20 protein-coding genes are annotated in these 24369 nt (G+C 72.1%); 3 read left to right on the top strand and 17 right to left on the bottom strand.

What is annotated here, in order from left to right; translation table 11 throughout:
* Positions 1-4: 4 nt before the first annotated feature.
* The 10 genes from OG568_RS39090 to infC form a co-directional block, all read right to left on the bottom strand.
* Positions 5-580, bottom strand: a complete 576-nt coding sequence (locus tag OG568_RS39090; RefSeq protein ID WP_067365642.1) for an NUDIX hydrolase — start codon at positions 578-580, stop codon at positions 5-7.
* A 107-nt stretch (positions 581-687) separates the two neighbouring features.
* Positions 688-2028: a transcriptional regulator gene (locus tag OG568_RS39085; RefSeq protein ID WP_266416090.1), complete on the bottom strand. Its 1341-nt coding sequence runs from the start codon at positions 2026-2028 to the stop codon at positions 688-690.
* A 369-nt stretch (positions 2029-2397) separates the two neighbouring features.
* On the bottom strand, positions 2398-3366 hold the full coding sequence (locus tag OG568_RS39080) for a PP2C family protein-serine/threonine phosphatase (protein ID WP_329536576.1): 969 nt from the start codon (positions 3364-3366) through the stop codon (positions 2398-2400).
* Positions 3367-3913: 547 nt separating this feature from the next.
* Positions 3914-6418 (bottom strand): phenylalanine--tRNA ligase subunit beta, encoded by a 2505-nt coding sequence (gene pheT, locus OG568_RS39075; protein ID WP_329534940.1) that lies wholly within the window; start codon positions 6416-6418, stop codon positions 3914-3916.
* Positions 6418-7542 carry a phenylalanine--tRNA ligase subunit alpha gene (pheS, locus tag OG568_RS39070; protein ID WP_266416085.1) on the bottom strand — a complete coding sequence of 375 codons (1125 nt, stop codon included), beginning with the start codon at positions 7540-7542 and terminating at the stop codon, positions 6418-6420. Before pheS ends, pheT begins: the two co-directional genes overlap by 1 nt.
* Before the next feature lie 180 nt (positions 7543-7722).
* Positions 7723-8949, bottom strand: a complete 1227-nt coding sequence (locus OG568_RS39065; protein WP_329534938.1) for a sensor histidine kinase — start codon at positions 8947-8949, stop codon at positions 7723-7725.
* Positions 8950-9002: 53 nt separating this feature from the next.
* Positions 9003-9860 (bottom strand): TrmH family RNA methyltransferase, encoded by an 858-nt coding sequence (locus OG568_RS39060; protein WP_266416080.1) that lies wholly within the window; start codon positions 9858-9860, stop codon positions 9003-9005.
* Between the two features lie 724 nt (positions 9861-10584).
* Positions 10585-10968 (bottom strand): 50S ribosomal protein L20, encoded by a 384-nt coding sequence (rplT, locus tag OG568_RS39055; protein WP_054236131.1) that lies wholly within the window; start codon positions 10966-10968, stop codon positions 10585-10587.
* A gap of 96 nt (positions 10969-11064) precedes the next feature.
* Entirely contained in the window at positions 11065-11259 is a 195-nt protein-coding gene (rpmI, locus tag OG568_RS39050; protein ID WP_007829094.1) for a 50S ribosomal protein L35, read from the bottom strand.
* Positions 11260-11414: 155 nt separating this feature from the next.
* Entirely contained in the window at positions 11415-12146 is a 732-nt protein-coding gene (gene infC / locus OG568_RS39045; protein WP_329536575.1) for a translation initiation factor IF-3, read from the bottom strand.
* Positions 12147-12531: 385 nt separating this feature from the next.
* Between infC and OG568_RS39040 the strand changes: the two genes are divergently transcribed.
* Positions 12532-12888: a DUF1844 domain-containing protein gene (locus tag OG568_RS39040; protein WP_266416063.1), complete on the top strand. Its 357-nt coding sequence runs from the start codon at positions 12532-12534 to the stop codon at positions 12886-12888.
* Between the two features lie 64 nt (positions 12889-12952).
* Here OG568_RS39040 and OG568_RS39035 read toward each other — a convergent pair whose 3' ends face one another.
* Positions 12953-13690: an SseB family protein gene (locus tag OG568_RS39035; protein WP_329534937.1), complete on the bottom strand. Its 738-nt coding sequence runs from the start codon at positions 13688-13690 to the stop codon at positions 12953-12955.
* 149 nt (positions 13691-13839) lie between these two features.
* Between OG568_RS39035 and OG568_RS39030 the strand changes: the two genes are divergently transcribed.
* Positions 13840-14799 carry a serine hydrolase gene (locus OG568_RS39030; protein ID WP_329534936.1) on the top strand — a complete coding sequence of 320 codons (960 nt, stop codon included), beginning with the start codon at positions 13840-13842 and terminating at the stop codon, positions 14797-14799.
* 118 nt (positions 14800-14917) lie between these two features.
* On the opposite strand, the gene mycP is transcribed toward OG568_RS39030, so the two are convergent.
* Both mycP and OG568_RS39020 read right to left on the bottom strand, forming a co-directional pair.
* Positions 14918-16150: a type VII secretion-associated serine protease mycosin gene (gene mycP, locus OG568_RS39025; RefSeq protein ID WP_329534935.1), complete on the bottom strand. Its 1233-nt coding sequence runs from the start codon at positions 16148-16150 to the stop codon at positions 14918-14920.
* Positions 16147-18198 carry a hypothetical protein gene (locus tag OG568_RS39020; protein ID WP_329534934.1) on the bottom strand — a complete coding sequence of 684 codons (2052 nt, stop codon included), beginning with the start codon at positions 18196-18198 and terminating at the stop codon, positions 16147-16149. The genes mycP and OG568_RS39020 overlap by 4 nt, the downstream gene beginning before the upstream one ends.
* Before the next feature lie 287 nt (positions 18199-18485).
* Between OG568_RS39020 and OG568_RS39015 the strand changes: the two genes are divergently transcribed.
* Entirely contained in the window at positions 18486-19688 is a 1203-nt protein-coding gene (locus tag OG568_RS39015) for an amino acid deaminase/aldolase (RefSeq protein ID WP_329534933.1), read from the top strand.
* Positions 19689-19694: 6 nt separating this feature from the next.
* Here the strand turns inward: OG568_RS39015 and OG568_RS39010 are convergent, their stop codons facing one another.
* From OG568_RS39010 to OG568_RS38995, 4 genes are all read right to left on the bottom strand, one after another.
* Positions 19695-20558 (bottom strand): DUF2510 domain-containing protein, encoded by an 864-nt coding sequence (locus OG568_RS39010; RefSeq protein ID WP_329534932.1) that lies wholly within the window; start codon positions 20556-20558, stop codon positions 19695-19697.
* A 151-nt stretch (positions 20559-20709) separates the two neighbouring features.
* The gene (locus OG568_RS39005) at positions 20710-21477 is read right to left on the bottom strand and encodes a 3-oxoacyl-ACP reductase (protein WP_266421985.1); all 768 of its coding nucleotides are present in this window, start codon (positions 21475-21477) and stop codon (positions 20710-20712) included.
* A 74-nt stretch (positions 21478-21551) separates the two neighbouring features.
* Positions 21552-22964: an aldehyde dehydrogenase family protein gene (locus OG568_RS39000; protein WP_329534931.1), complete on the bottom strand. Its 1413-nt coding sequence runs from the start codon at positions 22962-22964 to the stop codon at positions 21552-21554.
* Positions 22965-22972: 8 nt separating this feature from the next.
* The gene (locus OG568_RS38995) at positions 22973-24343 is read right to left on the bottom strand and encodes a glutamine synthetase family protein (RefSeq protein ID WP_329534930.1); all 1371 of its coding nucleotides are present in this window, start codon (positions 24341-24343) and stop codon (positions 22973-22975) included.
* Between the last annotated feature and the right edge of the window lie 26 nt (positions 24344-24369).

Raw genomic sequence — 24369 nt, 5'->3', positions numbered from 1 at the left:
CCGACTAGCGTTCAGGACGCCGTGGAGGGATGGATCGGGGCAACGCGTCCTGCCCGAGCCTGAGGTGATGCAGGAGGAGTAGCGCGGCAGCCATATTGGCGGCCGGGACCTCGCCGCGGGCGACCATGTCGGGAACGAGCTTCAAGGGAACCCATTCCCGACGGTCGGACTCGAAGTCGTCCACGGGGTGTCCGATGTACGCGCCTTCGTCGGCCCAGAAGATGTGGTGCCGGGCGTCGGTGAGCCCGTTGGAGGGCTCGACGCTCATCAGATGGCGCAGGGGTCCCGGTCGCCAGCCGGTCTCCTCCTCGAGTTCGCGGGCCGCCGCGACGGCGATGTCCTCGCCGTCCTCGACGACGCCCGCCGCGAGTTCCCAGCCCCAGCTGTCGGTGATGAAGCGGTGCCGCCACAGGAGCAGCACCTCATTGGCCTCGTTCACCACCGTGGCCACGGCCACGGGACGCAGCCGTATCAAAAAGTGATCGAGGTGCCGACCGTCCGGCAGCTCGACATCTGCGAGATTGACGCTGAACCAGCGGTTTGCGTACACAGTTTGTTCGTTCTGTTTCGTCCACTGCACGGTTCTGCCACCTTCCGCCGAGTAGATGGCAATATCGCAGCAGGAGCGTCCTGACAGCAGGCGCACAGCAGCGCACAGTGCACGGTGCGGCGGTGGGGATCGGTGGTCTAGAGCGGTACGCGCAGTGCTCCGTCGATGAGTTCGGCGGCCTCGGCCGTGCCCGCACAGCCGCTGCGCACCAGGTGTTCGCGTACCGCGCGCAGTCTGTCGCGCAGCCGCTGGGACTCCATCCCCCGGGCCTGCTCGGCCATTTGGACGGCGGTGGCCACCGCCTTGTCGGCATTCCCCTGGCGCAGCTCGATCTGACTGAGCATCGCGAGACGGTGCACGCGCCCCCGGTCGTGCGCCGGAGTGTCCACGGCCGCCTCGGCGTGCGCCGCCGCGGCCACCAGGTCACCGAGGCTCAGCAGTGCCTCCGCCACCTGTACGTTGACCAGACCGGGCTGGACATAGCCGGTCTCATCGGGTTCGTAACCGCGCCGGATGCGCTCGGCGGCCTGTTCGGCACGCCGAATGCAGGACAGCGCGCTGCTGCCGTCGCCGAGGTGTGCGTACGCCTTCGCCTGCATCGCGTAGAGGTCCGAGGCGAGCGCCGGGGTGATGTGCCGCCCCGCGGCGCGCAGCGCGGCCTCCGCGAAGGCGACGGCCTGCCGGTGCTCGCGCATGAACAGTGCCTGGTTGACCAGCAGAGCTATGACGTACGCCCCAAGACCCCGGTCCCCGCTGGCCTTCGCCAGCCGCAGTGCCTGATGGAAGTAGCGCTGGGCGAGCCCGTGCGCGTCGGAGTCGTAGGCGCAGATGCCCGCGATGGCGACCAGGCCGCCCGTCGCTCGGTGGAGCTGGCGGCCGGTGGCGTCGGGGTAGCTGCCGCGCAGCAGGGGCGCGGTCTCCGCGTTGAGGAAACCGACGATCCGGCTGCGGGTCGCCACCCCGCCCGCCTTGCGGTACATCTGCTCGTAGTGGGCGCGGGCCGCGCGCAGCATCTCGATGTCGGCCATGCTCACGTGGTGGCGGCCGCCGCGTGAGACGTCCACGTCCTCGGGCGGGTTCTCCCACTCCCACACGGGCATCACGGCGGGCGTCCCCGTGACCGCCGGGGCCCCGAGCAGATGCGGGCGCTGCTGTTCGTCGGAGCGCCACAGGGCGGTGGCACGCTCCACGAAGCCGGAGAGCGAGGTGGCGTGCGGGGCGGACGGCTCGCCGGGCACGCCGAGGCCGATGTCGTCGAGCGTGACGGGCCGGTGCAGGCGCCCCGCGAGCACTTCGCAGATCAGGTCCGGCACTTGGCCACGTGGACGCTGGCCCTTCAACCACCGTGCCACGGCCGTGTGTTCGTATCTGAGCGCGAGGCCGCGTGCCCTCCCCGCCTGGTTGACGTGCGCGGCGAGCCCGGCGTGCGAGATGCCGGCCTCGTCGAGTATCGCGTCGAGCAGAGTGTTGGGCTGCATTCGGGCCCCCGGGTGGCTCGGTGGCGACAGTGCGGTCAGAGTAATCCGTCCCTCTCGCTCGTGGGTCCCTCTTCACACGGGGTGTGAACGGAATGCCCGTATCCGCAGGGTGCGCGCGCTGTCGCGCAGTGTTTCTTGCCGGTTGACTGAAATGCCTCGCAAGAGGCCGGCCGGGCCGCCGGCTCCCCCTCGTACAGTGCGGCGGCCCGAATCCGCGCCGTCCGCCCAGCTGCCTGCCCGACACTCCGTGGCGGGGCGGACGGCTCCGCCGGCTGCGCGGGGTCACTGCGGGTTGTGCGTCGGCGGCAAGTACGTTGTGGCTGGTCGCGCCCACGCGGCGGAGCCGCGCGATGTCACCGCCCCGCGCCCCTAAAGGCCTTGTGCTCGCGTGACCTGATGCGCTGCGGAGTGGCCCTGCTGTGTCGGGACGCGGTCGCGGTCGTTGCGGAGGATCAGTACGGCCACGTCGTCTGCCGGTCTGCCACCGGTGTGGCGCAGCAGGCGGGTGAAGACGGCCCTGAGCACAGCCTGCGGAGAGAGCGGCTGGGTGCGGACGGCCTCGGCGAGCGTGGCGGGCAGCGGAAAGAAACGGCCGTGGGTGTCGCGGGCGTCGTCCACTCCGTCGGTGTGCAGGAACAGGGCCTCGTCGGGGAGGAGCCGGCCGCACCGGGTGGCCGCCAGTTCGGCGGGGAGCGGGAACGGGCCGAGCGGGGGCAGCGGTTCGGCTCCCGTGAGTGGTTCCACGCGGCCTGCGCCGAGCCGATACGGCGCCGGGTGACCGCAGTTGAGGGCGTACACCTCGCCGTCGTCGCGGATCTCCAGGAGCAGTACGGTGACGAACTCCTCGGCGACCGGGCTGTCGGGGTCCAGGCCCGCCGAGGGGTGTTCGGCGCGCGCCCGCTCGCGCAGGTGCCGGGCCAGGGCGCGTTCCAGCCGCCGGAGCACACCGGCGAGTTCGAGCTCGTCGTGCACGGCCTCGCGGAAGCTGCCGAGGACGGCGGCGACGGTTGCGAGGGCGCCGAGGCCGTGTCCACGGACGTCACCCATGACGATCCGTACGCCGTGCTCGGTGGCGATCACCTCGTACAGGTCGCCGCCGATGTTCGCGCCGCGGTCCGCGGAGAGCTGGGCCGCGGCGATGCTCAGACCGTCGATGCGCGGAGGCAGCGGTCGCAGCAGCACGCTCTGGGCGGCGCCCGCGACCTTGCGGATCTGTCTCAGCTCCCGCAGCAGCGCCCGTCTGACGTGGAGGATCAGCCCCGTGCCGACGGCGAAGAAGACGGCGCTGGTGACGATCCGCGCCTCGAGCCCGTCCCGCTGGGCGAGCGGGCAGGTCATCCTGTACGTGACGGCGATCGCGCCCCAGGCGGTGGGCAGCCCCAGACTCAGTGCCCGCCGCAGGGACCGCCGCTCGGCCCGGCGCTCCGTCCGGTCGAAAACGTCCGGCGGCCCGCCGCCGTGAACCGGCCGGTCCGGTCGCGCTCGGGGACTGTCCCGGCGCACCGCCCGGACGAGCCCGGCCCGCAGACCACTCCCCCGGCGCCGCGCCCGAAGGCCCGCCCGGGCCGGCCCCCGCGAATTCGTCCGGGACGTCGCCCTGCGGGGAGCCCCAGCCTTGATACGGATCATGCCGATTGGCCCCCCAATAGGCCCTGACAGCGCAGATGACCTCCAAGAGGCCGGTCCGATTCTGTCGACCGCATGCCCCGATCGGGCCAGATCGCCCCGCCTTGCCACCCGAATGAGTGACACAGCTTCGGACACCTGCATTTATGCAGGTCGGCCGGGGGAAAGCGCCCCAAAGGGGCGCGGGGAACTGCGCGCCCGGCCACGACACACTCGCAGCCGACGAACAACCCGCAGTTCCCCGGTACAACCAGCGGAGCTAACCCCGCAGCACCGCCCCCGTGCGCCCAGCGGCGAGCGCCACGGCCGCGTCACGCGCCGCGGAGGCCTCGTCGACGGTCAGCGTGCGGTCGTCGGAACGGAACCGCAGCGCGTAGGCCAGGGACTTCTTGCCCTCGCCGAGCTGCTCGTCGTTCTCGTAGACGTCGAACAGCCGGATGGACTCCAGGAGTTCACCCGCGCCCTCGCGCAGCGCCGCCTCGACGTCCACGTGCGGGACGGTCTTGTCGACGACCAGGGCCACGTCCTGGGTGGCGACCGGGAAGGTCGAGATCTTCGGGCCCTTGGGGAGGCCCGCGCTCGCCTCCTCCAGCGCGTCCAGGTCGAGCTCCATCGCGCAGGTGCGCGCGGGCAGACCCAGGGTCTTCAGGACGCCGGGGTGCAGCTCACCGGCGTACCCGATGACCTTCTCCTGGCCGTCGACGACGACGATCAGCTCGGCGCAGCGGCCCGGGTGCCACGGCCCGTACTGGCCGGAGCGGACGAGGAGTTCGGTCCCCGCCTCGCGGGCCAGCGAGCGCGCCGCCTCGATCGCGTCGGCCCAGTCGGCCGGGCGGCCCTTGCCCCACCAGCCGGCCTGCTCGCGGGCGCCCGCGAGGACGACGGCGGCGTGCCGGGGCTGGACGGGGAGCGCGGCCGTGAGGGACGCGATCTCCTCGTCGGTGGGACGTCGGTCGACGGGCAGGCGGCCCGCGACGCGCAGTTCGTCCTGCGGCTGGAAGACCAGGCCGGTCTCGAAGAGCGCCAGGTCGTGGCTGCCGCGGCCGTCGTTGCGGCGCAGGGCGTGGAGCAGGCCCGGCAGCAGCGTCGTACGGAGCGCGGGCTCCTCGTCGGAGAGCGGGTTGACGAGCTTGACGACCTTGCGCTTCGGGTCGTCGGCGGCGAGGGCGAGCTGGTCGAAGACGTGCTCGCCGATGAACGGGTAGTTCAGCGCCTCGACGTATCCGGCGCCGGCCAGCACGCGGCCGATCCGGCGGTGCAGCCGCTGCCGGCCGGTCAGGCCCAGGCCCGCGGGGGGCTTCGGCAGGGTCGAGGGCAGGTTCTCGTAGCCCTCCAGGCGGATGACCTCTTCGGCCAGGTCGTTCGGGTCCGTCAGGTCGGGCCGCCAGGACGGCACGGTGACGATCAGCTCGTCCTGCCCGTAGACGTCACAGCCGACCTGCTGGAGTCGGCGTACGACGGTCTCGCGGCCGTAGTCGACACCGGCCACCTTGTCCGGGTGGTTCGCCGGGATGGTGATGCTGTGCGGCGCGGAGGGCGCGATGACCTCGGTGACCCCGGCGTCGGCGGTGCCGCCGGCGAGGAGGACGAGGAGGTCGACCGTGCGCTGGGCGGCGGCCGAGGTGGCCTGCGGGTCGGCGCCGCGCTCGAAGCGCTTGGACGCCTCGGAGGCCAGCTTGTGACGGCGGGCCGTGCGCGCGATGGAGAGCGCGTCGAAGTGCGCGGCCTCGATGACGACCTCGGTGGTGGTGCCCTCGGTGTCGTCGATCTCGGTGTTGGCGCCACCCATGACACCCGCGAGGCCGATGGGGCCGCGGTCGTCGGTGATGACCAGGTCCCCGGCGTCGAGCGTGCGCGTGACACCGTCGAGGGTGGTGAGCTTCTCGCCCTGCTCGGCCCTGCGCACACCGATCGCGCCCTGGACGCGGGTGCGGTCGTACGCGTGCAGCGGCTGGCCGACCTCCAGCATCACGTAGTTGGTGATGTCGACGGCGAGCGAGATCGGGCGCATGCCCGCCTTCTGGAGGCGGCGGCGCAGCCAGATCGGGGAGTGGGCCTCGGGGTCGAGGCCGGTCACCGTGCGCGCGGTGAAGCGGTCGCAGCCCATCGGGTCGGAGACCTGCACCGGGTAGCCGAACGCGTTCGGGGCCGGTACGTCGAGCAGCGCGGGGTCGCGCAGCGGCAGGCCGTAGGCGATGGCGGCCTCACGGGCCACGCCGCGCATCGACAGGGCGTAGCCGCGGTCGGGCGTGACGGCGATGTCGAGGACCTCGTCGACGAGCTCGAGCAGCTCGATCGCGTCGGTGGCGACCTCGACCTCCGGCGGCAGCACGATGATGCCGCCGCTGCCGTCGTCGCCCATGCCCAGCTCGTCGCCGGAGCAGATCATGCCGTGCGAGGTCCTGCCGTACGTCTTGCGCGCGGCGATCGCGAAGTTGCCGGGCAGCACGGCACCCGGCAGGACCACGACGACCTTGTCGCCGACGGAGAAGTTGCGGGCGCCGCAGACGATCTCCTGGAGCTCACCGGTGCCGTTGGCGGTGCCGACGTCGACCAGGCAGAAGCGGATGGGCTTCTTGAAGCCCTCCAGCTCCTCGATGGACCGCACCTGGCCGACGACCAGGGGGCCCTTGAGGTCGGCGCCGAGCTGCTCGACGGTCTCGACCTCGAGGCCTGCCGAAATGAGCTTGGCCTGGACGTCGCGGCCGGTCTCCGTCGCCGGCAGGTCGACGTACTCCCGCAGCCAAGAAAGCGGGACCCGCATCAGATCTCCATCCCGAACGGCCGGGTGAACCGGACGTCACCCTCGACCATGTCTCGCATGTCTTCGACGTTGTGGCGGAACATCAGCATCCGCTCGATGCCGAACCCGAAGGCGAATCCGCTGTACTTCTCCGGGTCGACGCCACAGGCGACCAGCACCCGCGGGTTGACCATGCCGCAGCCGCCCAGCTCGATCCAGCCCTCGGAGGAGCAGGTACGGCAGGGGCGGTCGGGGTTGCCGACGGACTCGCCCTTGCAGACGTAGCAGAGCATGTCCATCTCGGCGGACGGCTCGGTGAAGGGGAAGTAGTTCGGGCGCAGCCGGGTCTTCATGTCGGCGCCGAAGAGCGACTGGACCATGTGGTCGAGGGTGCCCTTGAGGTCGGCCATGGTCAGGCCCTCGTCGACGGCGAGGAGCTCGATCTGGTGGAAGACCGGGGTGTGCGTGGCGTCCAGCTCGTCCGTGCGGAACACCCGGCCGGGGCAGACGACGTAGACCGGGGGCTCGCGGTCGAGCATGGCGCGGGCCTGCACGGGCGAGGTGTGGGTGCGCAGCACGACACCGGACTCGCCGTGGTCGCCCGTCGGGCCCTCGACGAAGAAGGTGTCCTGCATCTGCCGGGCCGGGTGGTCGGGCGTGAAGTTCAGGGCGTCGAAGTTGAACCACTCCGCCTCGACCTCGGGGCCCTCGGCGATCTCGTATCCCATGGACACGAAGACGTCGGCGACGCGCTCCATCATGGTGGTCAGCGGGTGGCGGGCGCCGGCGGGTACACGGTCGTAGGGCAGCGTGACGTCCACCGCCTCCTCGACCAGCACCCGGGCGTCGCGCTCGGCCTCCAGCTCGGCCTGGCGGGCGCCGAGGGCCTTGTTCACCGCGCCTCGCGCCTGGCCGACCAGCTTGCCCGCGGCGGCCTTGGCGTGCGGGGGCAGGGCGCCGATCTCGCGGTTGGCGAGGGCCAGCGGCGAGGCGCCGCCGGTGTGGGCGACCTTGGCCTCCTGGAGCGCGTCGAGGTCACCGGCGGCGGCGAAGGCGGCGAGCGCCTCGTCCCGCATGCGCTCGATCTCTTCCGGTTTCAAGGCCTCGACCTCTACAGGGTCGTACGACTTATTCGGTGCCGACATCTCTTCCCGTGCTTCCGGTTGGCTGGCGGATGGTCCCCGTCCCGACTCGGGGGACGCATGGTCCCTGAAACGGGGACGCAAAGGTGCCAAAGGCCGAGTCTAACGGGGTGGGAGCCGACCTCGGACGCGCAGTCCGAGGGGTGGCTCCGGTACGGCTGCGCCCGTGGGGCCTCTTCGGCGTTACAGCAGGTACGCCGGGGTGCCCACGGGCAACGTAAATCGGAACTCGGCGCCGCCGCCGGGGGCGCGGCCGACCGTGATGGTGCCGCCGTGGGCCTCGACGATGCCCTTGACGATGTACAGCCCGAGGCCTGTGCCACCGCGCTTGCTGCCCCGCCAGAAGCGGGTGAAGACGCGGTTCATGGATTCCTCCGGGATGCCGGTGCCCTCGTCGCTCACGGTGACCGACGTGGCTACGTTCTCGCCGTCCTCGCGCTCACGCGGGGACGCCGAGGGCGTGACGTCAATAGTGACGGTTCCCTCGCCGTGCCGCACCGCGTTTTCGAGCAGGTTGCTGAGCACCTGGTCGATCTTGTCCGGGTCGGCCCACAGGGGCGGCAGGGGCTGCTCGATACGCAGCAGGAAGCGGTCGGCGGGCTGGCCGGAGGTGACGTACGCCTGGATGTGGCGGCCGACCGCGGCGCCGATGTCGACGGGCTGGCGGCGCACCTCGAGACGGCCGGAGTCGATGCGGGAGATGTCGAGCAGCTCGGCGATGAGCCGGGTGACCCGGTCGGCGTCGGCGTCGACGGTCTCCAGCATGAGTTTCTTCTGGTCGTCGGTGAAGCGTTCCCACTTGGCGAGCAGGGTGGCGGTGAAGCCCTTGACCGAGGTGAGCGGGGAGCGCAGCTCGTGGGCGACCGTGGCGATCAGCTCGGCGTGGCTGCGCTCGGTGCGGCGACGGGCTTCGGTGTCGCGCAGCGAGACGACGACGCGGCGGACGGGGCCGGTGGGCGCGGTGCGTACGTATCGCGCGGAGACGAGCACCTCCCGTCCCCCCGGGAGCAGCAGATTCCGCTCGGGCTGTCCGACCCGGATCGCGAGGCCGCCGTAGGGATCGGTCAGCTGCCACCAGCGACGGCCCTCGAGGTCCTCCAGCGGAAGGGCCGACTCCAGATGGCGTCCGAGGGCGGCGGTGGCGGGGACGGCGGTGATGCGGGCGGCGGCGGCGTTGAAGCAGACGACCCGGCCGTTCTCGTCGGCGATGACGAGTCCGTCGGGCAGATCGTCGGGGTCGAGTTCGACTCCCGGTCCTGACCCGAGACCGGCATCGTGATCGACATCATGATCGGCACCGTGATCGGCATCGAGTCGATCGTCGCGCTGATCGGCGCGCCGGGGCGCAGGCGTGTCGCGCACGTCTCGTGCGCGCGGTGCGCTCTTCGCACCGCTCGTGCCGACACCCATCCCCGTATCCCACCTCTCGTCTGGCGCAGTGGGCCCCCGAGCCCGTCACCCTACTAGCTGTCGGTGACGGAGCGGCACCCTCCGGAGGCGCGCTGTGCACGGGCGGACGCGTAGAGACATACGGCGGCGGCCGTCGCGAGGTTCAGACTCTCGGCCTTTCCGTGGATCGGTACGCGCACGACGGCATCCGCCAGCGCGCGCGTCTCCTCCGGGAGCCCCCAGGCCTCGTTGCCGAAAACCCAGGCGGTGGGGCCGCCCATGGTCCCCTTGTCGAGTTCGTCGTCGAGGTCGTCCTCGCCCGCGCCGTCGGCGGCGAGGATCCGTACGCCGGCGTCCTTGAGGCCTCGCACGGCTGCCTCCACGGGCACACCGACGGCCACCGGCAGGTGAAAGAGGGAACCGACCGAGGCCCGTACGGCCTTGGGGTTGTACAGGTCGACGGACGCGTCGGTCAGTACGACGGCCTCGGCGCCGGCGGCGTCGGCGCACCGCAGCACCGTGCCGGCGTTCCCGGGGTCGCGGACGTGCGCGAGAACGGCGACGAGCCTGGGCCGCGCCGCGAGGATCTCCTCGAAGGGGGTGTCGAGGAACCGGCAGATCCCGACGAGCCCCTGCGGGGTGACGGTGGTCGAGATGTCGGCGATCACGTCCTCGTCGGCGAGGTGCACCCGTGCTCCGGCGGTCCGGGCCTCCCCGACGATGTCGGCGTAGCGCTCCGCGGCCTCGACGGTCGCGAACAGCTCGACGAGGGTGGCCGCCTCGTCGACGTGGTGCGCCGCCGCCTCGCGCACGGCCTGCGGTCCCTCGGCGAGGAAGAGCCGCTCCTTGCCCCGGAAGTTCCGCCGGGCCAGTCGCCGCGCGGCGGACACGCGAGGCGAGCGCGGGGAGATCAGCTCGGGGGCGGCGGACATGGGGTCACCTCAGGGGGTTGCGGAGGGGCGGCTTGAGGGGCGGGGTGGAGCCGGGTCCCCTCGGCGAAGACGAGGAGAGCGGGACCTGTGTGTCCGTGCCGACTGCGGCGGGGGGCGGGGCTCCGGGGGGGCCGGAGCGGCAAGCCGCCGTGCCGTCACCGGCCGACGTCCGATGACCACGGTCCCGGCGGAGCCGAACGCACGGTCCGGCAGAGCTTTCGACGAGCCGGGCCGGGCGTTCGGTCCGGCAGAACTTCGACGGGCCAGGCCAAGCGCACGGCCCGGCAGAACTTTCGACGAGCCAGGCCAGGCACACGGCCCGGCGGAACTTCGACGGGCCAGGCCGGGCGCACGGTCCGGCTTGGCTTCGACGGGCGCCGACGGCCCGGCACACCGCCTCGGCGGGGTCTGAGTCCCGCCGTCGGGCCCGGGGCCGCCCGGCTGGGTGTTCCCGGCCGGATGCCTCTGGCACCGCAAGCGAGCTTCGCCTCCCCGTCGGGGGCACCGGACACGTCACGTCATGCGTGGCGTTCGGTGCCGCCCCGGCCGGGGATTCTCCCGCCGCAGGGGCGCTCAGCCGCGACGGCGGAATCCGGCGGTGCCGAACCGACATCGCCGACGCGCAGCGTGTCTCGATCGGCCGGCGGAGCCCAAACGCACCGGGACCCGCAAGCCGTGAGGCAAGCGGGTCCACAGCCGCGTACGGCTCAGGCGAGCGCGAGCGTCACGCGGCCTTCGGCGCGTTGACGTCCGACGGCAGCGCCTTCTGCGCGACCTCGACCAGCGCGGCGAACGCACCGGCGTCGTTCACGGCCAGCTCGGCCAGGATCTTGCGGTCGACCTCGATGTTCGCGGCCTTCAGACCCTGGATGAAGCGGTTGTACGTGATGCCGTTGGCGCGGGCAGCGGCGTTGATGCGCTGGATCCACAGCTGACGGAAGTCGCCCTTGCGCTTCTTGCGGTCGTTGTAGTTGTAGACCAGCGAGTGGGTGACCTGCTCCTTGGCCTTGCGGTACAGGCGCGAACGCTGACCGCGGTAGCCGGAGGCCGCCTCGAGGATCGCCCGGCGCTTCTTGTGGGCGTTGACTGCCCGCTTGACGCGTGCCACTTGTTAACTCCTTGTAGCGGGGCTGTGGTTGTCGTCACACAGCCCGAAATCGATTGGGTCCCGGTCGGAGATCAGGCGCGCGGTGCGCGCCCGACGTCACTTGCCGAGAAGCTTCTTGATCTTCTTGGCGTCGCCCGGGGCCATCTCGGCGTTGCCGGTGAGGCGGCGCGTCAGGCGCGACGACTTGTGCTCGAGCAGGTGGCGCTTGCCGGCGCGCTCACGGAGCACCTTGCCGGAGCCGGTGACCTTGAAGCGCTTGCTGGCACCGCTGTGCGACTTGTTCTTCGGCATAGCGCCGTTCTCTCCTCGTCAGTGGCGTTCCGGTGCCCGGTCGTTAAACCGGGCACGGTGGAACGTCATGTATGTATCGATTGACATCCCTGGACTCATGTCCCGGGGACTCCATGGACTGTCGTCCCGGACTCCCCGGAGCCTTCACCCTGGGATCAGGCCTCGGCGGAAGCCTCGGCCGGGGCCTCGGCGGTCTCGACCTCGGCGGCCTCGACGTCGGCGGACTCGCCCTCGGCGATCTCACCATCGGCGATCTCACCGTCGGCGGCGTTCTGCGAGCGACCGGGATTGGCCTTCGCTTCTGCCTTACGAGCCGCCTGGGCCTCACGGGCCTCAGCCATCGCCTCGGTCTTCTTCTTGTGCGGACCGAGAACCATGATCATGTTTCGGCCGTCCTGCTTCGGGTTCGACTCGATGAACCCGAGGTCCTCGACGTCCGAAGCCAGACGCTGCAGCAGTCGGTAGCCGAGCTCCGGCCTGGACTGCTCGCGACCGCGGAACATGATCGTGATCTTGACCTTGTCGCCCTGCTTGAGGAACCGGACGACGTGACCCTTTTTGGTGTCGTAGTCGTGCGGGTCGATCTTCGGCCGGAGCTTCATTTCCTTGATGACCGTGTGCGCCTGGTTCTTGCGCGCCTCACGGGCCTTCATGGCCGACTCGTACTTGAACTTTCCGTAGTCCATGAGCTTGCAGACCGGCGGACGCGCGCTCGCCGCCACCTCGACCAGGTCGAGGTCGTACTCCTGCGCAAGCTCCAGCGCCTTGGCAAGCGGAACAATCCCGACCTGCTCGCCGCTGGGACCGACAAGTCGCACCTCGGGAACGCGAATCCGGTCGTTGATGCGGGGCTCGGTGCTGATGGATCCTCCTCGGTAGCACCACACGGCGGTCTGGCGGACAGCCGCGTATGTCTCTGATGACATGTGGACCAACCACCGCGGGGCACGAAAAATGCCCCGGACGGTACACAGGCGGGGCTCCATGGAATACCGGAGCACCACCACGGTGAACCGCGGGGCGCACATTCGGGCGACTCCACCGTCCGTACGGAACGGTGGTGGCCGCCTGACCGGGTGACCCGCCATCCGTGAGGACGGTCGGGTGGGAGATCGGAGCCTCCACTTGTGGGCCGAGCACGCTGACATACGTCGGGGCGCATCCGGCCGGTCGTTACACAAGGTTAGCAGCTCCCCCGGGCCCGCGCTAACCGAGCGCCCCCCCCCGCTCCCGCGGACGGGTGCCGGTGTGCCGGGGCCTATCGTGTGGGACATGAGTGACACCCCTCCCCAGAACCCCGACTTCGACAGCATGACCCGCGACATCGCCGAGGTCCCCGCGGTCGAGGTCCTCGTCACGGTCGCCGTCAACCTGATGAGCGCCGCCGCCGTGAAGCTCGGTCTGACCGAGGAGGGCGACAAGTACAAGGACCTCGACGAGGCGCGCAAGCTGATCCACGCGCTGGCCGGGCTGCTCGACGCGAGCGCGACCGAGATCAGCTCCTTCCACGCGTCCCCGCTGCGCGACGGCCTCAAGTCGCTGCAGCTGGCGTTCCGCGAGGCGTCGCTCGTCCCGGACGAGCTGGGCCAGGGCCCGGGCGAGAAGTACACGGGCCCGGTCTACGGCTAGGACCAGCCCGGCCGGACAGGTCCTAGAACCTGATCCGCCGGACAGGCCCTGGTTTCGCCTGTACCTAACGACCACCCCGTACGAACAAGGGCTCGCCCGGTGGCGTCGTCCCGGCCGGCAGCAGTGCCAGGTCGAGGCCGCGCACCAGGCGGGCCCTCAGTGTTTCGTCGGCGGCGAGCCGCTCGGCGAGCGCGCGAGCGGCCTCGGCCGGGGCGGCGGACGGGTCCAGTACGAGCGCGAGGGTGCCGTCCGCCTGGCCGGGGCCCAGGTGGGCGCGGAGCACGGCGGGCTCGGCGGCCACGGCGGCGCGTACCGCCTCGACCACGGCGGGATCGGCGAGCGGGTCCGCCGTCGTACGCCCCTCCGCGAGGGCGAGCAGCGCCGAGCCCGTCAGCTCGTACGGCACCGGACCGGCCAGGTCGAGGACGACCGTGTCGGCCTTCTCGTGCGCGGCGGCCTGCAGCGCCTGGTACAGGGGTACGGCGACGGGGCGGGCCTGCGGGTCCCAGCGGGCCAGCGACTCGGTGGAGGTGAAGGCGGGCAGGGCCGTGCGGTGGCCGGCCTTCAGGGTCGGCACCGCCATGTCGCTGGTCTTCTCGTGACGCAGCCCGTTCTCGTCCTCCTCGACCTCACCCAGGACGGCCACGACGGGCACGAGGAGCCGGGCGCCCTTGAGCGCCTCCAGGACCGGTCCTACTGCGGTGCGGTCCTCGGCCCAGGCCGCGAGCGCCGCGCTCAGCCGGGGATCTGCGGAGCCGTCGTCGTCGGAGAAGCCGGAGTCGGGAATGTTCTTGTTCGCCACGGTCCCCGACCCTATCGGGGGGATGCTGCTGGGCTTGTGCGGGCCCGGAAACCTGACGGTGACGGCTTTCACGGGATTCTCAGCTTTCGCTGACATGTCTCTAACATTCGTCTAACGCCGGGCACAGGCACCGCCCCGAGCATCGCGGGATGGCCCCTCACAGAGCTCGTCGGCGTCGCACCCGCCCCTCCGGACGCAGGACCCTTCTCCACACCGTGGTGGCTTGTGCCGTCCTCGTGGGCGGTACGGCGGCGGGTGCCGTGTATGTGAAGGCACAGGCGCACGACCGCGGGGGCCTCGTATCCTCCTCCTCAGCACCGCCGGGTACCTCGTCCTCGGCGTCGGCCGCGTCGTCGTCCCCCAGCCAGGAGGCATCGGTGGAACCCGTGGCGGACCGGGACGCCCTGCTCGCCAAGGCGATGAGGGCCCTGACCCTGGAGGACGGGGCCGAGGTGTCGGTCGCGGTGTCCGACATCGCCTCCGGCGAGAGCGCCGCCTACGGCGAGGGGGCCTTCGACACGGCCAGCATCGTCAAGGTCGACATCCTCGCGGCACTGCTGCTCCAGGCGCAGGACGCGGACCGGCATCTGACGGCGACGGAGAAGAAGTACGCCACCGCGATGATCACGAACAGTGACAACGCGTCTGCGTCCGCGCTGTGGGACATCATCGGGCAGGCGGACGGTCTCGACGCCGCGAACGAGCGGTTCGGGCTGACCGCCACCGTCGGCGGGGACGGTGCGCTGTGGGGGCTGACCCAGACCACGGCCGCCGACCAACTCACGCTGCTCCAGCAGGTGTTCGGCGACGACTCGAAACTCAGCAAGGCCTCGCGCACCTATCTCCAGGGGCTGATGGGCGAGATCGCCGCCGATCAGCACTGGGGGGTGTCGGCGGCGGCCGACGGCACCGGGTGGGCCCTCAAGAACGGGTGGCTGGCGCGGAGTTCGACCGGGCTGTGGGACATCAACAGCATCGGGCGTGTCACTGTCGACGGGGACGAGTATCTGGTGGCGACGCTGTCCAACGGCAACACGACCAAGACCAAGGGGATCTCGGTGGTGGAGGCGGCGGCGAAGGCGGCGGTGGCCGCGTTCGGCTCCGCGTGAATTCGAGGGGCCGTATCGGGGGGCCGTAATGGTTCGGGTTGTCCGTTCGGCTGCGGGTCGGTTGCGGCTGGGCGCGCCCACGTGGCGGAGCCGCACATGTCACAGCCCCGCGCCTCTCCTACAGCGTCTCGCCGGACACGTCCCGCCCCGAGAACCTGCGGCCTCGCCACAGGATCACCGACGCGGCCAGCAGGAGCACGCCCGCGCCGCCCGCCGCCGGGCCCACCCAGCCGGACGGCTGGTTGTCGTCCTTGACGGCGTCGGGGCCCTTACCGAAGTACTTCTTGCCGTACGCCGCCGCGTGGGTGCTGTCCGGCTTGAGACGGCCGGCGGCCTTGATGGCGGCCGCGGGGTCGATGAAGCCGAAGCCGCGGGAGTCGTCCCGGCCGCCGCTGGGGGCGTTGCGGGCGGTGTCCTCCAGAAGCTTCTTGATCTGCGCCGGGGACAGGCCCGGATGGGCCGCCTTGATGAGCGCGACCGCGCCGGAGACGAACGCGGAGGCGGCGCTGGTGCCCCAGCCCTCGTAGTACCTGTCGTCCGGGTCGGCGATGACGACGTCGACGCCGGGGGCGCTGACGGTGGCGTACCAGCGGCGGGTGGAGAACGAGGCGTGGGTGCCGTTCTGGTCGACTGCCGTGGCCGCGATCACGCCCGGGTAGGCCGCCGGGTACGAGATGTGGTCGCCCTTCTCGCCGCCGTTGCCGGCCGAGGCGACGACGACCGCGCCCTTCTTCAGGGCGTACTGGACGGCCGCGTCCTCGGCGGGCTCGGGATGCGCGGACTTGGAGTCGTCGCCGAGGGAGAGGTTGATGACGTCGGCGCCGTGGTCGGTGGCCCAGCGGATGCCCTCGGCGAGCGCGTTGCCACGGGTGTTGCGGGCCCTCGTACGAGCCGAGTCGCCGTCTTCGAGGATGACGCGGACAGGGAGGATCTTCGCCTCGGGGGCGATGCCCAGGACCCCGTCGCCGTTGCCGACGCCGTGCCCGTGACCGGCGATGATCCCGGCCATCGCGGTGCCGTGCCGGGCCCACGCGCGGTCACCGCGCTGCGCCCCGAAGCCGACCATGTCCTTGCCGGCGAGGACGTTGCCGGCCAGGTCCGGATGCTGGTCGTCCACGCCCGTGTCGAGGACCGCGACCGTGATGCCCTGGCCCTTCGTGGTGCGCCACGCCTGCTGGGTGTGCATCGCGTCGAGGGCCCACTCCTGGGCGCGTATGCCGTCGGCGTGCGCGGCGGTGGACGGGAGCAGGGCGAGGGAGGCGGCCAGCAGGACGCTCAGGGCTCTGGCCCGCTGGGTGGCCCTGCGGGGGGCCTTGCGGGTGCGCTCGCTCGTGGGGGCCTTGCGGGTCATGACGGCTTCTCCGTGGCCGAGCCGACGGTCTTGCGCAGGCTGCGCTCGATGCGGTCGGCGAGGCCCTGTGCGTCGTGGCCCAGGCCCGCCTGGGCCGGGGCCGTGGTCACACCGGGCTTGACGGCGTCCGCGGCGGGCTGCGGAGCGGTGACGATACGGCCGTCGGCGAAGCCGGAGACGGCGTAGACGACCACGGGGGCGTCGGTGAGGATCGACACCTTCCAGGACGCGCGCTGTGCGTCGCCGAACCCGGTGGCGGCGGTGCCCTTGACGGCGTACGGACGGGGCATCAGATCGGTGCGCCGGTCGAGACCTTCCCGCTGGAAACGGTTCTTCAGCGCGGTCATGGCCGCCGGGTCCGCCTTGGTGAACAGCAGGCCCACGGTGGTGACCTGACTGCGGGTCGCGTCCGTGTAGGTGGCACGCAGCAGCCGCAGACAGCCGGCCGGGGCGAGGGCCTTGCTCAGGAGCGGGTCGAAGGCGTTCGCACAGCCGCTGTCCGGGGCGACGGCGAGCCGGGTCCAGGTGCGGTCGGCGCCGCCGGGGCCCGCGCCCTGGCCCTGCACGGTGGGCGGGAAGAGCTGGTCCACGGGCACGCTGTGCCACAGGCTTCCGGCCGCCACGAAGGCGCTGCTCGTACCGTCCGCGCCCGTACCGTCGCCGGTCAGCCAGCTCCCGGCCACCGCGCCGCCGATGAGGCCGAGGCCCAGCACGACACAGGCGGCGGCCGCGGCCGCCCGGGGCCGGGTGCGCCCGCCGCCGTGGCGCGGGCGCGTGAGGGCGTCGTCGTAGGTCTCCGGCTCCGCGAACGACACGTAGGGGCGTGCCGTGCCGAAGGCCGGGCTCGCGGGGGCGGGCGGTTCGACGGGCCGCTCCGTGGGGATGGAGCGCAGCCGCCTGGTCGTCTCCGTGATCCCGTCCTCGGGTACGGGCGTCCGCCGGGCCGGGCCGGGGTGCGGCACGCCGGGGTGCCGACCGGCCGGCGGGGCGTCGGGAAAACGGGCGGAGGCCGGAGGCGGGGGTGGGGACGCGGGAGTGGTGCGCCGGCCGGGGAAGTCGGGGTGCGTCGGCTCGTGGCGCGGGGACTCCGGGGCGTCGGCGGCACCCGGCGCCGACGAGGGCGCCGTACCGGCGGAGGAGGACCCCGACGACGGCTTCGGGTCGCGCGGGAGCCGGAAGGGCCGCGACGCCCGGGTACCGCCGTCACCGGGGTGTGCCGTGACATCGCCGGAGGCGCGGGATGCCTGCGGCCCACGGGAGCCGGGCGCCTCTCCCGGACGCGGGACCGCGTCCGCGGGGGAATCGGTCGGCACCGGCCGCTGGGAACCACCGCCCGCGCGGGGCGCCGCGGCGGCGCCCGAGCGGGAGGTCCCGGTGGCAGAGGCATCGGGCGACGACGGGGTACGGGACTCGCCGCCCGCACGCGGTGTCCCGGCAGTGGACGTACCCAGCGCCGCCGGTGAACGCCGCTCACCGGCCGGGTGCGAGGCCGGGTCCCCGGAGGACCCGGCCGGTATCGGCCGCTGGGAGGCGGCGCCCGGGCGGGGCGGTGTCATGGTGCCGTCCGCCGACGACGGACGGCCCTGCCGGGGTGCGCGCGGGGCGGCATCCGCCGTGGTGGGGCGCTCCGCCGGGCGGCGCGGGGGCAGGTCCCCGGAGTCGGGGAGGGCCCAGGGCTCGCCGACCACGGACGGGGTCGTCCTATGGGGCCCCGGGGCGGTGGCGGCGGGCGTGTCCTGCGGGTCCGGCAGCGTCCAGGGCTCGCCGCCCACGGGCGGCTGGGCCGGGCGCGGCCGCCAAGTGGCGCCCGAGGGAAGGTAGTTCGGGCGGGGCGGTACCCCGCCCCCACGCTCGGGGGACTGCTCGGGCCGCGGTGGCGTCACCGGACGCGGTGGCGGCGTGGCGCCTCCCGCGGGCGGCGCTTCGGACCTCTGCGGCGGCACCTCGGGAGACCCTGCCTCCTCGGGGGCCGCTCCCGGTGGCTGTGCCGGGCGGGGTGGGGTGGCCGGGCGTGGCGGAATGGAGGCGCGGCGCGCTTCCGTGCTCATGCACCCCCCGTTTCCTCGTACCCGGGCAACCAACTCGGCCCGGAGTCCGCCGGGCCGTTCACGTGTACGGAAGAAACCACCTCGGCGACTCACCCGTCACGAGCACCCATACCCGTACCGACGGACCGTCATCCCGGGCACGACCCGCCCGGACAAGGTCGTTCCTCCCTGCGTGCGCGTCACTCTACGGGTTGACGTGGGCAGAGAGGGAACCAGTCCGCGCCTCCGGGGCATCTGCCCGGAACATCCCCCTACCCTGCGGTAATGGAGTCTGGCAGGCTTCGGCCATGACTGCCCGCGCCGCAGACCGGGCCCGGTACGACCGGGCCACCGCTCACCTCGACGCCCCTCTCGCGATCGTGGATCTGGAGGCCTTCGACGCGAACGCGGACGATCTCGTCCGCAGGGCCGGCGGCAAGCCGATCCGGGTCGCCAGCAAGTCGGTGCGCTGCCGCGCCCTGCTCGAGCGCGTCCTGGGGCGGGACGGCTTCGCGGGGATCATGTCCTTCACTCTCGCCGAGTCGATCTGGCTGGCCCGCTCCGGCTTCGACGACATCCTGCTCGCCTACCCCTCGGCGGACACCCAGGGCTTCGCCGAGCTGACCTCCGACCCCAAGCTCGCCGCCGCCGTCACCGTCATGGTCGACGACCCCGCCCAGCTCCGCCTGATCGACGAGGCCCGCCGGGGCGGCACCGAAGTCGTGCGCGTCTGCCTGGAGTTGGACACCTCCCTCAAACTGCTCGGCGGCCGGGTGCGGGTCGGGGCGCTGCGCTCGCCGCTGCACTCGCCCGCCCAGGTCGCCGACCTGGCCCGCGCCGTGGTCCGCCGGCCCGGATTCAGGCTGGTGGGGATCATGGCGTACGAGGGGCACATCGCGGGCGTCGGTGACGCCGTCGCGGGGCGGCCCTTCCGGTCGCGTGCGGTCAGGCTCATGCAGGCCACCGCCCGCAAGGAGCTCGCGCAGCGGCGCGCCGAGGTGGTCCGTGCCGTACGGGCCGTGGCGCCCGGCCTGGAGTACGTCAACGGCGGCGGCACGGGCAGTGTGCAGCACACGGCCGCCGAGGACGCGGTCACCGAGATCGCGGCGGGCTCCGGGCTGTACGTCCCCCGGCTGTTCGACAACTACACGTCGTTCAGCGGGCGTCCGGCCGCGCTCTTCGCCCACCCGGTCGTGCGCAGGCCGGGCGTCGGGGTCGTCACGGTGCTCGGCGGCGGCTACCCGGCCTCGGGCGCCCCGGGCCCCGACCGGCTGCCGGTCCCCCACCTCCCGGAGGGGCTGCGCTACGACCCCCAGGAGGGCCCCGGCGAGGTGCAGACGCCGCTGCTCGGCGCCCCCGCGGACGACCTGCTCATCGGCGACAAGGTGTGGTTCCGGCACGCGAAGGCCGGGGAGCTGTGCGAGCGGTTCGACGCGCTGCACCTGATCGAGGGCGACACGGTGACGGCGACCGTCCCCACGTACCGGGGAGAGGGCCACACCTTCCTGTAGCCGGGCTCACCGCGTACCGACCGGCCGGATCCCCTCGGTGATCCGGTCCATGTCGGTGAGCGGTGGCCCGTCCGTACCCGCGTCGAAGGCGAAGCGGACGATGACGAGGGACCGCGAGCCCACGCTGGAGGGGAACGCCAGCGATTCGACGTAACCCCCGGGTCCCGCCCCCGTCTTCACCTGCCAGCGCACGAGGTATCCGACGCTGCCCGCGACGGCGACCGGGCTCGCCCGCAGCTGCCGGTGGGACGTGACGCCGCCAAAGGGCCGGTTGTCGAGGAGGTCACGGTCGTACGCGGTGTTCGCGGCGTCCGCGATGTCGTGCTCGGCGAGGGCCTTCGGGGACCGCTCGCCGTTCGCGGTGACGGTGCGCGAGATGACCCGGCCGTGCCGGCACACACCGGGGTCACCCGGGCAGTCGTAGGTGCCGGGGGTGGTCATCATGACGTCGTCCTCGGCGACGTCCTGGGCGCGGACCCAGCCGTCGAACAATGGCAGGGCGATGCCGTTGAGCTCGTCCACGACGACGGACGGGTCGGCGGAGGACGGGCCGGAGCCGGTGGCCGGTCCGGGAACGGCGGGCAGGGCGGTCCGTGCCGCCGCGGCACCTCCGGCACCCCCGGCAGCGCCCTCCCGGCCGAGCACGAAGGCCCCCGTGACGATCGAGGTGACCAGGACGACTCCGGCGGTGACGAGCGCCACCGCCTTGGCCCGGCCGGAACCGCCGGCGACGGGTTCCGGCGGCGCCGAGGGCACTTGAGGGGCCTCGGGTCCTCGCCGGTGATCCGTCCAGGCGGTGCCGTCCCACCAGCGCTCGACGAGCGGGTACGAGGGGTCGCGGTACCAGCCGGGCGGAGGCGTCATGCTCATTCCGGCACTCTAGGGCGCGCCCCGAACGTCAGTACACGGGTGCGCAGGAGGCGGGTGGCGCGGCCGCCAGGGTGGCGGCCGCGACCAGGGCCCACGCGAAAGTGACACGAACGGATCTAAATCGCATGGGACGCGCATACACCGGGGCGATCTACAGGGGTGTGACGTACGCGCCCGAGATTCCGCCGTCCACCAGGAAGTCGGAGGCGTTCACGAAGGAGGAGTCGTCGCTGGCGAGGAAGGCGACCGCCGCGGCGATCTCCTCGGCCTCGGCGAACCGGCCGACGGGGATGTGCACGAGCCGGCGTGCGGCCCGCTCGGGGTCCTTGGCGAACAGTTCCTGGAGCAGCGGGGTGTTGACCGGTCCCGGGCACAGGGCGTTGACCCGGATGCCCTCGCGGGCGAACTGGACGCCCAGTTCACGGGACATGGCCAGTACACCGCCCTTGGACGCCGTGTACGAGATCTGCGAGGTGGCCGCGCCCATCCGGGCCACGAAGGACGCCGTGTTGATGATGGAGCCCTTCCCCTGGCGCCGCATGTAGGGGATCGCGGCCTTGCAGCACAGGTAGACGGAGGTGAGGTTGACCTCCTGGACGCGCTTCCAGGCCTCCAGTCCGGTTTCCAGGATGGAGTCGTCGTCGGGCGGCGAGATGCCCGCGTTGTTGAAGGCGATGTCGACGGAGCCGTAGGTGTCGAACGCCGTCTTGAAGAGCGCCTCGACCTGCTCGGGGTCGGTGACGTCGACCTTGACGAAGATCCCGCCGACCTCTTCGGCGGCGGCCTTGCCACGGGCGTCGTCGACGTCGCCGCAGACGATGTGGGCGCCCTCGGAGGCGAGCCGGCGGACGGTGGCGAGACCGATGCCGCTCCCGGCGCCGGTGATGACGGCGGTGCGGCCGACGAGGCGGCGGCAGATGTTCCCTTCGGTGGCCGCGGCGGCTTCGGTGCCTGCGGTCGCCTCGGTGGCTTCGGTGCCTGCGGTGGCTTCGGTCACTGTGCGGGGCCCTCCGTGCTGATGAAGACGTTCTTGGTCTCGGTGAAGGCGGTGAGCGCGTCCGGGCCGAGTTCGCGGCCGATCCCCGACTGCTTGAAGCCGCCGAAGGGGGTCCAGTAGCGGACGCTCGAGTGGGAGTTGACGGACAGGTTCCCGGCCCGGACGGCCTGGGAGACGCGCAGGGCGCGGCCGACGTCACGGGTCCAGATGGAGCCGGAGAGGCCGTAGTCGGTGGCGTTGGCGAGCCGGATCGCGTCGGCCTCGTCCTCGAAGGGCAGGACGACGGCGACGGGGCCGAAGACCTCCTCGACGGCCACACGCGCGTGGGGCTCGACATCGGTGAGGACGGTGGGCGGGAACCAGAAGCCGGGGCCTTCGGGGGCCTTGCCGCGGATGCCGGGGGTGTCGGCGGGGACGTACGACCGTACGCGCTCCAGCTGCGCCCGGGAGATCAGCGGGCCCATCTGCGTCTGCTCGTCGGAGGGGTCGCCGACGACGACGGACTCGATCGCCGGGGCGAGAAGGCCGACGAAGCGGTCGTAGGCGGAGCGCTGGACGAGGATGCGGGTGCGGGCGCAGCAGTCCTGGCCGGAGTTGTCGAGGAAGGCCATCGGAGCCGCTGCGGCGGCGGCCTCGACATCCGCGTCGGCGAAGACGATGTTGGGACTCTTGCCGCCGAGTTCGAGTGTGACGCGCTTGAGCAGGGCCGACCCCTTCGCCAACACCTGTTTGCCCACGGCCGTTGACCCGGTGAAGACGATCTTCGCGACGCCGGGGTGCTCGACGAGCGCGTTGCCCGCGACCGGGCCGTGGCCGGGGAGCACCTGGAAGAGCCCCTCGGGCAGACCGGCCTCCAGAGCCAGCTCGGCCAGCCGGAGCGCGGTCAGGGGGGTCGTCTCGGCGGGCTTGAGGACGACCGCGTTGCCGGCCGCGAGCGCCGGGGCGGTGCCCCAGACGGCGATCGGCATCGGGAAGTTCCAGGGCGCGATGACGCCCACGACACCCAGCGGTTCGAGGATGGTCACGTCGAGGCCGCCCGGGACCGGGATCTGGCGGCCGGTGAGCCGCTCCACTCCCCCGGCCGCGTAGTCGAGCAGGTCTCGGACGTTGCCCGCCTCCCAGCGGGCGTTGCCGAGGGTGTGACCGGCCTCGCGGACCTCGAGGCGGGCCAGTTCTTCGAGGTGGCCGTCGACGGCGGCGGCGAAGCGGCGCAGCAGCCGGGCGCGGTCGCCGGGGGCCAGCGCGGCCCACGCGGCCTGCGCCTTCGTCGCCCGTACGACGGCGGCGTCCACGTCCTGCGCGGTGGCGGCCGGGACGGTGGCGACGAGCTCCTCGGTGGCCGGATTGAGCACATGGAGCTGGTGTTCGGACAGCTCGGACAGCTCTGACGGGGCGGACTGCTCGGACAAGAAGGGCCTCACATGCGTTCGAAGGAGCGGCGCAGCTCCCAGTCGGTCACCGCGGCGTCGAAGGCCTCCAGCTCGACGCGCGCCATGTTGCGGTAGTGCGCGACCACCTCGTCACCGAAGGCGGCCTTGGCGATGGGGCTGTTCTCCCAGAGTTCCGCGGCCTCGCGCAGGGTGGTGGGCACGTGCGCGTAGTCGGCGGCGTAGGCGTTGCCCGCGCACGGCTCCGGCAGCTCCAGCTTCTGTTCGATGCCGTACAGACCGGCCGCGACGAGTCCGGCGACGGCCAGGTGCGGATTGACGTCGCCGCCGGGCAGCCGGTTCTCGAAGCGCGTCGAGCGGCCGTGGCCGACGACGCGGAGCGCACAGGTGCGGTTGTCGTATCCCCAGGCGACGGCGGTCGGCGCGAAGGAGCCGGGCTGGAAGCGCTTGTAGGAGTTGATGTTGGGCGCGTAGAGGAGCGCGAAGTCACGCAGGGCGGCCAGCTGCCCGGCGAGGAAGTACCGCATGACCTCCGACATGCCACCGGGGTCCTGGACGGAGCCCGCCATCACGTTCGTGCCGTCCGCGTCTGCGAGCGAGAGGTGGATGTGACAGGAGTTGCCCTCGCGCTCGTTGTACTTCGCCATGAAGGTGAGCGAGACGCCCTCCTGGGAGGCGATCTCCTTGGCGCCGGTCTTGTAGATGGCGTGCTGGTCGCAGGTGACGAGCGCCTCGTCGTACTTGAAGGCGATCTCGTGCTGGCCGAGGTTGCACTCACCCTTGGCGGACTCGACGGTCAGCCCCGCGGCCTGCATCTCGTTGCGGATGCGGCGCAGCAGCGGCTCGATGCGCCCGGTTCCCAGGAGCGAGTAGTCGATGTTGTACTGATTGGCCGGGGTGAGCCCCTTGTAGCCCGCGTCCCAGGCCTGCTCGTAGGTGTCCTTGAAGACGATGAACTCGAGCTCGGTACCGACCTGGGCGGTGTAGCCGAGTTCGGCGAGCCGGTCGAGCTGGCGGCGCAGGATCTGGCGGGGCGCGGCCACGACCGGGGAGCCGTCGTTCCAGACGAGGTCGGCGACGAGCAGGGCGGTGCCCTCGTTCCACGGCACCCGCCGTAGGGTGCTGAGATCGGGGCGCATGGCAAAGTCGCCGTAGCCCCGGTCCCAGGAGGACATGGCGTACCCGTCGACCGTGTTCATCTCGGCGTCGACGGCGAGGAGGTAGTTGCAGCCCTCCGTGCCGTGCTCGAGGACCTCGTCGAGGAAGAAGCGCGCGGCGAACCGCTTGCCCTGGAGCCGCCCCTGCATGTCGGGGAAGGCCAGGACGACGGTGTCGATCTCGCCGCCCGCGACGAGGGCGTGCAGCTCCTCGACGGGGAGCGGGGGTGTGCGGTCTGCCACCGGAAAAGCCTCCTTGGGTCAGCCGA

Source organism: Streptomyces sp. NBC_01450, assembly GCF_036227505.1.
In the GTDB taxonomy this organism is placed as follows: Bacteria; Actinomycetota; Actinomycetes; order Streptomycetales; family Streptomycetaceae; genus Streptomyces.
The sequence above is the reverse complement of the archived record's forward strand: the minus strand, read 5'-3'. Positions and strand labels throughout refer to the sequence as shown.